12 protein-coding genes are annotated in these 15,276 nt (G+C 63.1%); 4 read left to right on the top strand and 8 right to left on the bottom strand.

What is annotated here, in order from left to right:
- Positions 1-142: 142 nt before the first annotated feature.
- Positions 143-1,087 (top strand): RNA-guided endonuclease InsQ/TnpB family protein, encoded by a 945-nt coding sequence (locus BRA49_RS01330; protein WP_292382778.1) that lies wholly within the window; start codon positions 143-145, stop codon positions 1,085-1,087.
- Positions 1,078-1,344, top strand: coding sequence for a zinc ribbon domain-containing protein (locus BRA49_RS13575; RefSeq protein ID WP_292559375.1), 267 nt, complete (start codon positions 1,078-1,080; stop codon positions 1,342-1,344). The genes BRA49_RS01330 and BRA49_RS13575 overlap by 10 nt, the downstream gene beginning before the upstream one ends.
- Positions 1,345-1,565: 221 nt before the next feature.
- Here BRA49_RS13575 and BRA49_RS01335 read toward each other — a convergent pair whose 3' ends face one another.
- Complete coding sequence (locus BRA49_RS01335; protein ID WP_292382779.1) at positions 1,566-1,826, bottom strand: RNA recognition motif domain-containing protein; 261 nt, start codon at positions 1,824-1,826, stop codon at positions 1,566-1,568.
- 451 nt (positions 1,827-2,277) lie between these two features.
- On the opposite strand from BRA49_RS01335, the gene eif1A reads away from it, so the two are divergent.
- Positions 2,278-2,595 (top strand): translation initiation factor eIF-1A, encoded by a 318-nt coding sequence (gene eif1A / locus BRA49_RS01340; RefSeq protein WP_292382911.1) that lies wholly within the window; start codon positions 2,278-2,280, stop codon positions 2,593-2,595.
- Between the two features lie 114 nt (positions 2,596-2,709).
- Here the strand turns inward: eif1A and BRA49_RS01345 are convergent, their stop codons facing one another.
- A complete protein-coding gene (locus BRA49_RS01345; RefSeq protein ID WP_292382781.1) occupies positions 2,710-3,309 on the bottom strand; it encodes a DUF2121 domain-containing protein in 600 nt (199 codons plus the stop codon).
- A 253-nt stretch (positions 3,310-3,562) separates the two neighbouring features.
- Between BRA49_RS01345 and BRA49_RS01350 the strand changes: the two genes are divergently transcribed.
- Positions 3,563-4,018, top strand: coding sequence for a DUF2795 domain-containing protein (locus tag BRA49_RS01350; RefSeq protein WP_292382783.1), 456 nt, complete (start codon positions 3,563-3,565; stop codon positions 4,016-4,018).
- A 95-nt stretch (positions 4,019-4,113) separates the two neighbouring features.
- Here the strand turns inward: BRA49_RS01350 and glgP are convergent, their stop codons facing one another.
- The 6 genes from glgP to BRA49_RS01380 form a co-directional block, all read right to left on the bottom strand.
- Positions 4,114-6,351: an alpha-glucan family phosphorylase gene (gene glgP / locus BRA49_RS01355; protein WP_292382785.1), complete on the bottom strand. Its 2,238-nt coding sequence runs from the start codon at positions 6,349-6,351 to the stop codon at positions 4,114-4,116.
- Positions 6,352-6,556: 205 nt separating this feature from the next.
- On the bottom strand, positions 6,557-8,053 hold the full coding sequence (gene malQ / locus BRA49_RS01360) for a 4-alpha-glucanotransferase (RefSeq protein ID WP_292382787.1): 1,497 nt from the start codon (positions 8,051-8,053) through the stop codon (positions 6,557-6,559).
- A gap of 13 nt (positions 8,054-8,066) precedes the next feature.
- A complete protein-coding gene (locus tag BRA49_RS01365; protein WP_292382913.1) occupies positions 8,067-10,445 on the bottom strand; it encodes a DUF3536 domain-containing protein in 2,379 nt (792 codons plus the stop codon).
- 2 nt (positions 10,446-10,447) lie between these two features.
- Complete coding sequence (gene glgB / locus BRA49_RS01370) at positions 10,448-12,379, bottom strand: 1,4-alpha-glucan branching protein GlgB (protein ID WP_292382789.1); 1,932 nt, start codon at positions 12,377-12,379, stop codon at positions 10,448-10,450.
- A 23-nt stretch (positions 12,380-12,402) separates the two neighbouring features.
- Positions 12,403-13,557: a glycosyltransferase family 4 protein gene (locus BRA49_RS01375; RefSeq protein ID WP_292382790.1), complete on the bottom strand. Its 1,155-nt coding sequence runs from the start codon at positions 13,555-13,557 to the stop codon at positions 12,403-12,405.
- Positions 13,539-15,095, bottom strand: coding sequence for an alpha-amylase (locus tag BRA49_RS01380; RefSeq protein WP_349680893.1), 1,557 nt, complete (start codon positions 15,093-15,095; stop codon positions 13,539-13,541). Before BRA49_RS01380 ends, BRA49_RS01375 begins: the two co-directional genes overlap by 19 nt.
- Positions 15,096-15,276: the final 181 nt, after the last annotated feature.

The following is a 15,276-nucleotide window of genomic DNA, read 5'->3' on the forward strand; positions in this document are numbered from 1 at the left end:
TTACAGATCCGGGGTTCAAGGGGTGCAAGCAAGCCCCCGGCTTGAGCCGTGGGGATGAATTGCCCCCCTTGGTCCGTTCACTTTCACCCCGCAGGAGTTACCTTATAGCCGGATGAGCACTCATAGACCTCTGGAGTCTGGAATGCGGCACGTCACCCGGTACCGGATCTACCCCTCGCAGAAGGTGGAGGGACGGCTGTTCACCGGGTTTGCGAGGTGTGCCTTTGTCCGGAACTGGTGCCTTGAGAACAAGGTCTATCAGGACTCCTGTCTCCCGAAGTTGAAAGCCGAGTATCCCGAGCTGAAAGAAGTCCACAGCAAAGTGCTGCAGAACGTCGTCCAGCAGATCGTCCACAACCTCCGTGCTCTCAGAAAACTGAAGGAAAAGGGGAGGAAAGTCGGCAAACTCCGAAAGAAGTGGGTCCACTCGATGATCTACGAGCAAACCGGATTCAAGCTCATGGGCAACCGGCTCCGGCTGAGCAAGATCGGGGAGATGCGGATCGAACTCAGCCGACCGGTACCGGGACGGATCAAGCAGATCGTGATCAAGCACACCCCGGCCCACAAATGGTTCGTGGCGATCATCTCCGAGACCCCCGACACCCCCGAGCTGACGACCGGCACCCGGGCGGTCGGGATCGACCTGAACCTGGAGAACTTCTCCACCGACACTGACGGCAAGGTCTTCCCGCACCCGCACAATGTCAGGATGGCCGCAAAGAGGCTCCGCCGGGCCCAGAGGAGGTTATCTCAGACCGTGGAGGGGAGCCGGAACCGCCGGAAGCAGCGGGTCCGGGTTGCCCGGATCCACGAACAGGTCGAGAACCGGAGAACCGACTTCCTGCACAAGTGGAGCCGGTATTATGTCGATAACTACGACTGCATCGCTCTGGAACACCTGACCATCAAACCGATGGTCGAATCGCTGGAGGCAAAACTCCGCGGCAGATCCAGGTCTATTCTCGATGCCGTGATGGGCCGGAGGGCCGGAGCGGGAGAAGCCGGAGGCTTCGACTCGCGTGGTACAAAGCAAGAGAGTTCATACGCTACAAAGCTGCGAATGCTGGTAAGTATGTGCATCTGATCGAGCCGGCTTATACGACGCAGGACTGTTTCGTCTGCGGGCATCGGGAGAAGAAGGATCTCTGGCAGCGGACCCATGCCTGTCCGGTCTGCGGCTACACAGTCCCCCGGGACCTGAACGCCGCACAAAATATCCTGAAACGAGCATCCGTAGGGTGGGGCACACCCGAATCGACGCTTGTGGAGATTGGGACCGCTACACCGCCAATTCCAGCGGTGCAAGTCCCGGTCAACGAAACAAGAATCTCCCGGCTTTAGCCGGGGAGAGTGTCAATCTCTCCTTTCTTATCGAGGGAACAAGAGGTGATTGGCCGTTCCTGAACGTTGTCATCCCTTCCGGGATAGGCGGCCGCACCGGAACGATCAGTTGAGACACACGGCGTAGCCATGCGTGTCGGTCAATCAGAGATGAGGTTCCCTTGAACCCCGAATCGTTAAAAAAGGGAGATATTTAGAGTACTGTTCTTCCAGAAAGTACCTTAATACCGGTTGAAGTCACTTCTCGGTCTCGGGGGCCGGGCCTCGTCTATCTTTAAGGTACGGCCTTCAAATACAGTGTCGTTCAGGGCTTCCTTTGCTGCCTCAGCCTCTTCGGGACTGGACATCTCGACAAACCCGAACCCTTTGCGTTCGATGACTCTGACGTCACTTACCGTCCCGTACTGGCTAAACAGGTCTTTCAACTGCTCTTCATTTACCGAGTAGGTGAGGTTACCGACGTACAGCTTGCTGCTTTCCATTCAAAGATCCTCGTCACACATGTACGTTCAAACCTTAATTATTCTTCGGCGGAAAACCCGGGCAGCAGTCCGGGACACCACCCTCGATGCGGGCGCCCACCCGGGGGTTGGGTTACACCTTCTTTAACCACGTTTCACGCCCCGAATCCCGTTCCAGACCGGTTCTTTCTTCGCGATGTCTCTCCGGGAGGTCGTTGCATCCGGCACCTGAACCCGCTTCGGCAGAGTAATACCCGTAGTCCCCGGGAACAAGCATCCGCGCGGGTCCCGGGTGTCGGTATTCAAACCCCACCCAGAGCACCCTACATACGGCCGACTCTCCCCGCCGGCTCCCGGTTGTGCAGGTGTTCCCGGGATAGATACTTTAATGCTGGCTGGGGTCATTGATATACACCTCTAGGATAATATACGGGAGGGGTCTTGCGTCGCCGCCTGTCATGGAGTTGATTAACTGACGAATTCACGAGGATCACATAATAACGAAACTGAAGAGATTGTACGAGTACGGCTGCCGAAGAAGCGAAACCGGGAGATATTCGCCCGGGCCGACCTGATGCTCGGGGCAAACCACATACGCGTCCGTTGCGAGGACGGCGTCACACGCACCGGGCGGATCAAGGGCAAGATCAAGAAGCGGCTCTGGATACGCGAAGGCGACCTCTTGATTGTCGTCCCCTGGAGTTTCCAGGACGAGAAGTGCGATATCGTCTACCGCTACATCAGACCCCAGGTCGACTGGCTCAAGAGGCACAACTACCTCAGCCAGTAAACATCTCTACGTATCTAAGGAGACAGTCTCTCGACCGTTCTCCGGAAGGCTCCCGCACTCGGGTAGATCCCGGGAGCGGACGTACGTTTTACCCGGTTCGGCACAATCCTGACTTCATTCATTCCTGACGACAGATTGTCCCCGGGAGTCCCGATCGATAGCATGAGCGAGGTCGGCCGAGAGATCGGTATGCACCAGGACAAACGTTCTGCTCACCGATGCCGTTAAGCTTGCCGTTATCTGCATGGTGAGCATGATGAGCCGTATGGCATCCTGAAGTGTTCCGCCGTCCCACGCCTCCCGGATGCACTGGTCGGCTATCCGCTGTGCGGTATCGTTTCCCAGCACCACAAAGTTGCTTGCCCTGCCCCTCTGCGTTACCTGTAGCCGGGAATCGACGATCTCCGCGATCGTGTAACTCCCTCTCGTAGCATACAGCCTCCTGCAGCGGGCGCTCGCTCCCTCGGTCTCGGTCACCTCGCCGACGAGCACTCCGTCCTGCTGCGAGACCTTGGCCTTATCGTCCCGGATACGGATTGTCACGCCGATCTCAGCAGCCCGCTTTGCGAGGTCGTTATCGGAGGCGAGCGAGCCGTCGTAGAGTTCGCACTCCAGTTTTTCGATGCAGGAATCATCCCCCATAAACGCAATCTCCCGCATATCCCCTGCCATTACTGCGCCCGATTCTCCGATGAATGCGATCACGAGAGTCATGTAGTGAACCTCCAACCCCCGGTGCGGAGCAGGGGTTACGCTTCTCCGCGCCCCGGATCCGCCTGCTGCCGCCCTCCGGTGCCATTCCACTGTCCCCTGCGGCATCGCTCCCGAAATAGAACCGTTGTTCTGTCATCCGGAGTTATCCGTATGCTGTAAGGCGGGCCTGCAGCGCCGGCATGGGCGGCAACATTTATAGTAGGTTTTTTATAATATCTTTGCTATTCACCCGCCGTCACTGGAGGTGACATGAGTGGCAGAGGCAAGGTTCAAGGTGAACCCGGCGATGGTTGAGAAGTACCTGGCCGGGGTGGATTACCCGGCAAACAGGCAGGACCTGCTGGATCAGGCAAGGGCGAACAACGCGGACAATGATATCATGGAGACCCTTGCCGGCCTGCCCGAACAGACCTACCACTCGCCGATAGATGTCAGCAAGGCGATGGCCGGGTCTGAGATCGAATCAGGGCAGAGATCGTCACGCGAAGGCTTTGAGGGGAGATCAGTCAGCAGATCCACAGCTGTCAGCGCGGCTGAGGTGCAGAGATACCTCCGTGGCATGGATTACCCTGCGGGCATACGCGAGGTCATCAGCCTGGCGCAGAAGAACGGTGCGCCCGGTGACGTGCTTGATATCCTGCAGAGGATCCGGGACAGGGAGTTCAGATCCGCGACAGACGTGAGCAAGGCCCTCGGCGAAGTCATGTAGGCTGCATACCTGCACAGGCACCAGTGGGATACGGCCCTATCAATCCGACCAGATAGGACCTTTTTTTCTGGGTGCGGTTGGTGAAGAGAAGAAGTTCACTTGCTCCCTTCTCCGGCCCTTCCCTGGACCCGCGGTTTCCAGGTCGGCGGCCAGGGTTTTGCCGCCGTTGGAGTCCGGGCACACTCCGCGCCGGCACTCTTCAGGAGCGCCGGGTAATACCGGATGACGTACTCTTTCACCATCCTGCGGGACGAGAACCGGGGGGCGTTGCTCTTGATCGACTCCTTCATCATCTTCACCCAGCCGTGGGGGATATCGTCGATGGAGCGGTTGTAGTAGAGTGGGACGACCTCCGTTTCCAGGATATCATAGATTGCCGTGGCATCGACGGCATTCTGCTCCTTGCAGGGGGCCGCCTCGTCCCCGAACGCCCACCCGTTCCTGCCGTTGTAGCCCTCTATCCACCAGCCGTCAAGGATGGAGAGGTTGAGGACGCCGTTTAACGACGCTTTCATGCCGCTCGTTCCGCTCGCCTCCATCGGGGGCAGCGGGTTGTTCAGCCAGACATCGACGCCGTGTACCAGGTACTGCGCCACCTGCTCGCCGTAGTCCTCGACGAACGCGATACGTCCCCCGAACTCGGGCTGCTGCGCGTAACGGTAGATCTTCTGGAGCACCCGCTTCCCCTCGTTATCGTTCGGGTGGGCCTTGCCGGCGAAGACGATCTGGACGGGGCACCAGGGGTTGTTCAGGATGCGCTTCAAGCGGTCCAGGTCCTCGAAGACGAGGTGCGCCCGCTTGTAGGTCGAGAACCGCCGGGCAAATCCGATCGTCAGGACGGAGGGGTTGAGGAACGCCCCTTCGGCCGCAGGATTCGACGCCCCTCCGCTGTGTGCCGCCCACTTGATCCGCTGCCGCTCCCGAATCCGGTTGATAAGTTTCCCCTTCAGGTGGGTATGGATCTTCCAGAGTTCGTCATCCGGAATCTCATCGATGAGTTCCCAGACCATCGGGTCGTCGTGCTCCGAGAGCCAGTCGGGCGAGGTCGGCCCGATGTACCGGTCGTAGAGGTCCTTGACCCGGTGGTTCAACCAGGTCGGGAGATGGACGCCGTTCGTGACGTGGTCGATCGGCACCGTCGTCTCCGGCAGCCCCGGCCAGAGGCAGTTCCACATTTGTCGGGTGACGGTCCCGTTCGCGCGCGAGACCCCGTTGTGGTGCGCCGACGCACGCAGGGCGAACGCGGTCATGTTGAAGCCTGCACCGGGGTTTTCGGGGTGGACGCCGAGTTGCAGGAACCGGGTCCGGTCAATGCCGAGCGCCGGGTAGTAAGTCCTGAAGTAACGGTCGATGAGGTCGACGGGGAATACGTCGTGGCCTGCCGGAACGGGCGTATGTGTGGTGAAGATCGATGTCGCCTGCACCGCGCGGAGCGCCGCGTCAAAGTCCATCCCCCGCTCGACCCGCTCCCGGATACGCTCGAGCAGCGCAAACGCCGGGTGGCCTTCGTTCAAGTGCACCGCCGCGTACTCGATGCCGAGTGCGTGGAGCACCTTTCTCCCGCCGATGCCGAGGACGATCTCCTGGCGGAGGCGCTGCTCCAGGTCTCCCGTGTAGAGCCGGGAGGATATGCCCCGATTATAGGAGTCGTTACAGGGGATATCCGTATCCAGGAGGTAGAGCGGCACCTTGCCGACCTGGACCTTCCAGACGGAGACGTAGATGGGCGGGTCGATATGCGGGACCCGGACCACCAGGTCTTCGCCGGTCGCATCGAGCACCCGGGTGATCGGCGCTGCGGTGCGGTCGACCGGTTCAGTGATCCCCTCCTGCCAGCCGTCGGGGTTGATATGCTGGTGCAGGTAGCCCTGTGAGTACATGAACCCGACGGCAACCATCGGGAGACCGAGGTCGCTTGCCTCTTTTAAGTGATCGCCGGCGAGGAATCCGAGCCCCCCCGCGTAGAAGGGAAGTGAGTGGTGGAGCCCGTATTCGGCCGAGAAGTAGGCGATCGGCAGTGCCGGGTGGTCGGGGAACTCCTGTGAGAACCAGGTCCCGTTGGCGGTCATGTATCTGTTGAACCGGCGCATGACGATGTCGTAGCGGTGGAGATAGGCGGGATTCTCTGCCGCCCGGTTCAGGAACTCGGCCGGTATCTCGCGGAGCATCCGGACCGGATTATGGACGCTTGCTTTCCATGCCTGCTGGTTCACCTGCTTGAAGAGTATCCGGGCCTCCGAGTTCCAGCTCCACCAGAGGTTGTATGCGAGGTCAACAAGCCCGGAGATCCGTTCCGGAACGTGGTCAAACTGATCGTGTAGTGAATCCCCCATGAATTCTGTCCCCAATTGAATGATGTACTTTCCGTGTTTATTATTATATATGTTTACGGATTTTTGCAAACCATTGAAAAAAATGGAAAAACAGCAACCATGAAGCTTTTTGAAGGGGACGGGAACCGGAAAACCTTCCGGCACGTGGCATTTTCGTCCCGGAAGCGGAGAGGGCGGGATCTCCCCCGATGCAGGGGCCGCTCTCTCACCCCCTCCCGTATATCCTCGTGACCCCGGCAAACTCCCGGAGGCCTTCCTCCCCCATCTGCTCCGGCCGGAGCCGCCACTCCCAGTTCCCTTCCGGCGTGCCCGGCCGGTTCATCCGCGCCTCCTCCCCGAGGCCGAGGATGTCCTGCATCGGGACGATCACGGTGTCCGCAGGGGAGAGCATCGCGAACCGTATGAGGATCCGGTGTATCTGGTCGGTGCCGACCGGCCCCCCGATGTAACGGAATATGAGGTCCTTCTGGTCGCCGGAGACCCCGTGCTCGAACCATCCCCGGACGGTGTTGTTGTCGTGCGTCCCCGTGTAGGCGACGCAGTCCCTTGTGATGTTGTGGGGAGCGTGAGGGTTCCCCGCGACGTCGCCGGAGAAGCCGAATACCAGGATCTTCATCCCCGGGAACCCGAAGTGGGCCATCATCTCATGGACGTCGGAAGTGATGTAGCCAAGGTCCTCGGCGATGATGGGGAGGCACGGCCTGCTCCGCATAAACAGGGTGAAGAGGTCCCGGCCGGGCGCATCGACCCAGCGCCCGTTCTCCGCGGTCGCCTCCCCGGCGGGGACCTCCCAGAACTGCACGAACCCCCGGAAGTGATCGAGGCGCAGCCGGTCGACGAGAGCGAGGGTGCGGTCGATCCGGCTCTTCCACCACGAAAATCCCCTCTCGCGGTGCGCATCCCAGTTGTAGACCGGGTTTCCCCAGAGCTGCCCGGTCGCGCTGAACATATCCGGGGGGACGCCCGAGACTGCGGCCGGTTTCTTCTGTTCGTCCAGTTTGAAGAGCCCGGGGTTCGCCCAGAGGTCGACGCTATCGTAGGTGAGGTAGATCGGTATATCCCCGATGACCTGGATGGAGCGCTCGCGGCAATGGTTCTTGAACGCCTGCCACTGCCGATCGAAGACGTACTGAAGGAACTTCTCCCGGAGGATCGGGTCCGCGAGCTCCGTGCCGTAGCCCCGGAGAGCGTCTTCGTGCCGGTCCCTGATATCGGGCGGCCAGTCGCCCCAGACCTTCCCGGGAAACCGGTCCTTGAGGGCGACGAAGATGGCGTAGTCGTCGAGCCACGAGGCATTGTCGGCGACGAATTCTTTGTAGCGGAAGTCCTCCCCGAGTTCTTTGAACCGCGCAAACGCCCGGTCGAAGAGGCTGTTCTTGTAGGCAAGGACCGCGGGGTAGTCGACCCGCCCTGCGGGGAAATCGGGTGGGTCCCGGATATCCTCCGGCCCGAGGAGGCCGTCTGCGACCATCTGCTCGGGGCTGATGAGCCAGGTGTTCCCGGCAAACGCCGAGACGCCCTGGTAGGGCGAGTTGCCGAACGCCGGGCACGTCGGGTTGAGGGGAAGGATCTGCCAGTAGCGTTGCCCGGCACCGGCGAGGAGGTCTACGAACCGGTGCGACGCCGGACCGAGGTCGCCGATCCCGTAGGTCGACGGCAGGGACGTTATGTGGAGGAGGACCCCGCTGCCCCGCCGGTTCATGCCCGGTCCCTCCTCATGCCACCCTCACACCGAGGCATGTCGCCGCCCTCCTGAAGGCTTCCGTCCACCGTTGTGCATCCCCTTCGCCCCGCCCGGCCCGTTCCTGCATTAAGGCATAGTTGTTGCGCATCTCGATACATAGGTTCTGGCCCTCCCAGAGGGTGAGCGGGAGCCCTGCTCCCTTCGCGCACCCGACCATACGGACGATCTCCTCAAGCGGCACCGGGTCCCCGGGCCGGGCCGCCGCCGCCCTCGCGGAGGCCTCGATCCGCCGGCTCGCCGCCTCCCCGAGAGATACGAGGTCAGGCGCCCCGAGACCCCTCACGAGTGCTTGAAAACCGTCCGGATCGGGGCAGCCCGTTTCGATCAGCGAGCGCAGCCGCTCACTGGAGGCGTGCTCCCGGAGAAGGGCGGTGCCTCCCGTCTCGGGGATCCCGAGGTCCTCAAGCACCGAGAGCAGCGGGCTTGCGTCCCGGTAGACTGCGCAGATGGCACGCCCGATCCCGGGAGCAATCCGGCGGGCGATTGCCCATCGTTCCTCGTTGGAGAGGTCGGGCGCGGTGTAGACCCGGGCAAAGGAGGCGGATACCGCCCCGGCCGGGTCGGCGCCCATCACCCCCTCCCAGACCGCCCGGAGCGCCTCCTCGCCGCCGGGCTCGCGCACGCCGACGGCGACCTGATCCATCCCGGAAAAGAGCGCAACCGCATCAAAGAGCGCTTCCTCCCCCGTCGCCCGGGACCGGACCCGGACGGTCCCGAGGATGCGGCGCCGGCCGCCGGCATCCGACCGGTAGCGCCAGTCCCCGTCGACGGCGTACATCCCCGACGCGACCGCGGGGGGTTCGAGATCGAAGAGCGCGTAGAGGGCGGCCCCTGACCCGATCCGGGCGGGGTCGAACGCCCGCGGCCGGACCCCGGCCTCGTAAACATTCGCGCCGGTCGCGTACTCCGGGTCGTTTGTCCGGGCCCGGCGGAGGGTATCGATGAACGCTGCCTCAAGGTCGAGGCCGAGGGTCTGCCGGGCGAGGTCCATTGCACGGCCCGCGTGCCGCATCACCTGGACGCTCCCCGGCTCCGTGATATCGTCGAAGAACCAGCCGCAGCTCGTCTGCATCAGCATCACCTGCCGCTCCATCTCGAGGAGCCCCAGGGCCCGCCGCCGCTCACCGGGAGAGAGGTCGCGGAGGGCGTGGCGCGAGAAGAACGCCGTCACGGCTTCGTCGGACCACCGGGCAAGGACGAGGCCGACGGCATCCTCCCGGGCCGCCGCGGGGTCGCGGACGAGGGTCGCGAGCACCTCCGCCGCCCGGGGGGCGATGGCGTCCCGGACCCTGACGACCGCCTCCCGGAGCGGCTCGCGCCATGCCTGCGACCACCCCGGGTGCGTCCCGCTGTGGCACCCACACGCCTGCTGCCACCGCTCGACGCCGTGTACGCAGCTCCAGGACGTCCTCTCCCGGACGATGACCTCGTGCGTAGGCGGGTGGGCGGCGAGGTACTCGCCGTAGACCGTGAGGCTTGTGTCCCGGCTCCTCTCGATGGTGCGGAGACAGCAGGCGAGCGCCATATCCCCGAACTTTTTGTGGTGGCCGTAGGTCTCGGCGTCGGTCGCGATATGCACGAGTTCCGGCCGGTCCCTCCCGGACGAGAACGCATCGAGCAGCCGCCCGGCAAACCGTCGCCCGTCATTGAGCAGGTCGCCGAACGCGATGTCGTGGGCGATACCGCCGTCGTAGAAGAAGACCGCGATACTCCGCCCGGAGGGGAGGCGGCAGAGGTAGGGCATCCGCGTCTCGACCCGGCCGCCGGAGACATCCGTCCAGGCCTCCGTCCCGATCCTCCGCACCTTTGCGGCCTGGTGCGGTGCGAGGATCGTGAACCGGATCCCGGCCTCTGCCGCCAGGTCCAGGGACTCGAGATCGACCGCCGTCTCCGGCAGCCAGATCCCTTCGGGCTCGCGGCCGAACCTGGCTCTAAAGTCGCGGACCCCCCAGACGACCTGGACCCGTTTCTCCTCCCGGGTCGCGAGCGGCATGATGATGTGGTTGTAGCAACAGGCGATCGCGGACCCATGACCGGCGTAGCATTTCCGGCTCTCCCGGTCGGCCTCGACGATCGCGGTGTAGACCGACGGGCGGTGCTGCTCAAGCCAGGCAAGCAGCGTCGGGGCGGCCGTGAAACTGATCCGTGAGTAGGTGTTCATGACCTCCGCGATCAGGCCGTCCGGGTCGAGGAGGCGTGCGGCAGTGTTCGGTTCATAACACTCCGCCGTCACCCGCTCGTTCCAGTCGTGGTAGGGAGCGGCCGACCGCTGGACCTCGACCTCGCCGATCCAGGGGTTCTCCCGCGGCGGCTGGTAGAAGTGGCCGTGGATGCAGACGGCGCGGTCCATCGTCACGCCCCCTCCGGGGTGAAGATGACCGCACCGAGCGGGGGCAGGGTGAGCGGAAGGGACCACGGCCGGCCGTGCGCCGGGACCTGCTCCGCCTCCACCCCCCCGAGGTTCCCGACACCGCTCCCCCCATACTCGATCGCGTCGCTGTTGAGCACCTCCTCCCAGAATCCCCCGAACGGGACGCCGACCCGGTAGCCGTAGCGCGGGACCGGGGTGGCGTTGCAGGCGACGAGGACGACGTCGTCGGCCGAGAGCCCCCGCCGGAGGTAGGTGACGATGCTCTTCTCCACGTCCGAGAAGTCGACCCACTCGAATCCCCTCGGGTCGGCGTCCCGCTCGTGGAGGGCGGGCTCCCGGCGGTAGAGATGATTTAAGTCGGTGACCCACTGGAGGGTCCCCTGGTGAGGAGGATACTGCAGGAGGTGCCACGTGAGCCCGGCATCGTGGCTCCACTCCGACCACTGCCCGAACTCATCGCCCATGAAGAGGAGTTTCTTGCCCGGGTGCGTGAACATATACCCATAGAGGAGCCGGAGGTTCGCCCGTTTCCGCCACTCGTCGCCGGGCATCTTTCCTGCGATCGAACCCTTCTCGTGGACGACCTCATCGTGCGAGAGCGGGAGGATGTAGCGCTCCCGGAACGCGTACCATATGCTGAACGTGAGGAGGTCGGGCCGGTACTTCCGGAAGACCGAGTCGAGCACGAAGTAGTCCAGCGTGTCGTGCATCCAGCCCATGTTCCACTTCAGGTCGAACCCGAGCCCCCCGGTCGCGGTCGGGGCGGTCACCCCCGGCCAGGAGGTCGCCTCCTCGGCGATGACGAGGACGCCCGGGAAGTTCGCGTGGACCGTGTCGTTCACCTTCCGGAGGAACCCTATCGATTCGAGGTTCTCCCTCCCGCCGTAGACGTTCGGTATCCACTCCCCGGCGCTCCGGGCGTAATCGAGGTAGAGCATCGAGGAGACCGCGTCCACCCGCAGGCCGTCCGCGTGGTAGCGGTCAAGCCAGAAGGCGGCGCTGCTGGTGAGGAACGACCGGACCTCGTTTCTCCCGAGGTTGAAGATATAACTCTTCCACTCGGGGTGGTAGCGCTGGCCCGGGAGGGCGTGTTCGTAGAGGTGGGTGCCGTCGAAGTAGGAGAGCCCGTAGCCGTCGGCGGGGAAGTGGGACGGCACCCAGTCGAGGATCACCCCGATCCCGCGCTGGTGGAGAGAGTCGACGAGGTGCATGAAGTCCTCCGGCGTGCCGTACCTGCTCGTGGGGGCGAAGTAACCGAGCGTCTGGTAGCCCCAGGAGGCGTAGAACGGGTGCTCCATGACAGGGAGGAACTCGACGTGCGTGAACCCGGTTTCAAGCAGGTAGTCCACAAGTTCGGTCGCTGCCTCCCGGTAACTCAGGGACCGGTTCTCTTCCTCCGGTACCTTCCGCCACGACCCGAGATGCACCTCGTAGATGGATATCGGTCCATCGGGAGAGTTCTGCTCCTCGCGGCAGCGCATCCACCCCCGGTCCCGCCAGGGGTAGGCGAGGTCCCAGATGATGGATGCGGTCTTCGGCGGGATCTCCCAGAAATGCGCGAATGGGTCGCCCTTATCTACTATGTAATTGTTGTACCGGCTCTTGATGCGGTACTTGTAGAGCGCCCCGTGGCCGATATCCGGTATAAACCCTTCCCAGATGCCGGAGTCGTCGCTCCGTGCCAGGAGCGGGTCTCTGCCCGTTTCCCACCCGTTGAAGTCCCCGATGACCGAGACCTCCGCGGCGTTCGGCGCCCAGACCGCAAAGAAGGTTCCCTGCACGCCGCCGGAGACGGCGGAATGCGACCCCAGCTTCTCGTAGAGGCGGGAGTGGCTCCCCTGCCGGAAGAGGTAGACGTCGTAGTCGGTGATGAGGCTCCCGGTCCTCGTGATATCCGATAGCGCCTGCTGCATGAGTTCATCCTCCTCGCCGGTCGTCATCGAAGGCTGCCGGAGAGGACTTTCTTATAGACGCCAAGCATCCTTTCCATGACGACGCTCCACCTGAACTTCTCCATCACCTTCCGGCGCCCGGCCTTCCCGAGCCGCTGCATGTAGGCCGGGTCGTCGATGAGGTGGCAGATTCCCCAGGCAATCGAGTCCGGCCGGACGGGCACCTTGATGCCGTTTATGTAATTGTCGATGTTCTCCGAGAGCCCCCCGACGTCGGTCGCGACGACGCAGCGCTCCGCACTCCACGCCTCCGTGAGGACGAGCCCGAAGGGTTCGTTCCTGCTCGGTATCGCGACGAGGTCGCAGGCGTTCAAGAGCCGGACGTGTTCCGTAGCGGCGACGTAACCGAGGAACTGGACCGGGAGACCGTGCGCCATCCCCTCCAGGTAGCCGCGCATATCCCCGGTGCCGGCGAAGAGGAACTGCACGTCCCAGCGCGTGGCGAGGATCCGGGGTATGGCCTGCATCAGGAGGTCGGGGCCCTTCTGGTAGGTGAGGCGGCCGACGAAGAGGACGACGGGCGCGAGCGGGTGGATGCCGTAGTGCTTCTTCACCTCGCCCGGGTCGACCATGGTGCGGTAGGCGGCAGGATCGATCCCGTTCGGGACGACGGTGACCTTCCATTCGGGGACGTTGTAGAGCCACATCACCTCGGTCTTCGTCGAGTTCGAGACGGTCGTGACCGTCTTTGCGATGTAGCCCCCATACCACTCCTTCCCCGAGATCTCCTGGAACTCCCACCAGCCGCCGAAATTCCCCCCGTGCCGCCCGTACTCGGTGGAGTGGTAGGAGAAGACGGTGTTCCGGTCGCGGAGGAGGTGCATCGCCTCGACGACGTGCCAGTCATGAAAGTGGAGGATGTCGAACGCCGGGGTGTCGCAGGCACGGAAGGCCTTTACGAGCATGGTGCTCATGGTCCTGCAGTACTCGACGATGTTGTCACCGTAGGGAAGGCAGTAGTGGTAGTGGACGTCGTTGATCGTCGCGTCGCCCCCCTCTCCCCGCGTGAAGAAGTGGACCTCGTGCCCCATCCGGGCGAGGTTCTCGGCGAGCTCGGTCGCCGCCGGCGCAAGCCCGCCCACCTTGAACGTAGAGTGGAGTGATTCCCAGCAGAAAAATGCTAGCTTAAGCGTTTCCATAATTTCCCTATCCTCTTCTGGATCGTCGACTGAAGCCGGATGCGGTCCGAGACACTCCGGATCTTCCCGGCCAGTTTTCCGTCGCCGATGACCTGGTCGATCCACCGGGAGAAGTCTTCCCGCTCGACGTGGTAGCGGATGACGTCGTCCGGAACGAACTCGAGCATGCTCGCGAGTTCCTGGAGGCTGTGGGCGGCGTACCCGACCGGTCGCTCGTGCGACGAGAAGGAGAACGCCTTCTCCGGCGGGACGCACCGGAGCGCGAGAGCGGCACTCGGGAACCGGGTGGACGCGGACGATCGCTCCTCGGCGTCCGAGAGGATCCGCATGAACGAGGCGAAGTGGTCGTAGGTCGCCTGGTGACTGACGGCGTGAAGCGGTCTTCCGCACGAGACCGAGCGCATGGCCATCCTGCGGATATGGTCCGTATCGAGGAGACAGCGCCAGACCTCCGGGTCCGTAACCAGACCGCCGGCCTGCTCGAGTGCTTCAAGGGCGGACTGCTGCAGGATGGTCCTCTGACAGCCCTGCGGGCCGGGCGGCGCGGCGGTCTTCCCGATCTCCCCGTGCGGCGTCGCCCGGGCAGCCTCCGACGGGTGGACGGTCGTTATCCCCTCCGCGGCGAGGGCGGACGGGAGCGCCCGCAGGAACTCGAGGATGCCGGTCGCAGAATCGATGGCGTCCCCGAAGACGCGATAGTCGAGGAAGAGCGTGATGCAGTCGCCGGGGGAGGCGGCGACCCACCCTGCGTACCGGTCGGCCATGAGTGGCCACCGGTCCCACTCCCGCCACGGAAACCGCACGGCGATGTCATCGGAGAGATCGCAATGGGTGACGAGGACGGGAAGATCGCGATAGGTGTAGATGTAGTTCGGGTCCCTCTCCGCCCCGGCCCCCTCGCTCCCCTCGATGATGGCCGCACGAATCCCGGCTCCGGTAAGCGCCCTTGCGGTGGCTGGGGTGATGGGATAGTCGGTGTGCGCAAACGTGGTCGGCGTGACTGAGAAGTGCTCGTTCATCAGGTCGCAGTGCATACGGACCTCGTCCGAGAACTCTGCGAGGTCGGAGAACTGACCGGCGACGCTGTGGTAGTAGGTCGCCCCCAGGACTTCGACGTTCCGGTGGGTTGCCACGCAGGAGAGGAGTTCGAGTGTCCCGGGATACCACGCTTCGAGGTGCTCCACGACCGCCCCGGAGATGCTGACGGCGCACTTCAGCCCGTCATCGAGAAGATCGAGGAGGATCTCCGTCGCCGGCGTGAAGGACCGGTCGATGACCCTTCCGAAGTCTTCCTTCGCGTCCGGGTTGAAGTAACTATCCTTCAGATTTCTCTTTCCCTTCACCGTATCTGGTCGAAATCCGGGATTCAGGCAGCAGGGATAATGAATGTCAAATCCCAGACAGACCGAAGGTGAATTTGAGCCCTCGCCTGTCATCAGTGCTAAATGGCCGTTTGCGTATATAAATGTCGTCAATCCGGAATATCTTTCGAGGTTCCGCTTCTTCTCGCGCCCGGTACTCCGGTCGCCAACGCGCATTCTCTCCCGGGAAAGAGTGGAGGGTCCCGGGACCCCGGGGACCCTCAAACAGGAAGAACACCTGCCGCGTAGCGGGGTTCTAGCGTGAGCGTCGATGGATTCGCTGTAAGGACGGTGCGGATATGCACAAAGACGGCTCCCGACCGGCCTCTTGCGGAGAGCTCGGGTGACATCGTTCGAA

Origin of the sequence: Methanoculleus sp. UBA430 (assembly GCF_002506585.1) — an archaeon.
GTDB lineage: Archaea > Halobacteriota > Methanomicrobia > Methanomicrobiales > Methanoculleaceae > Methanoculleus.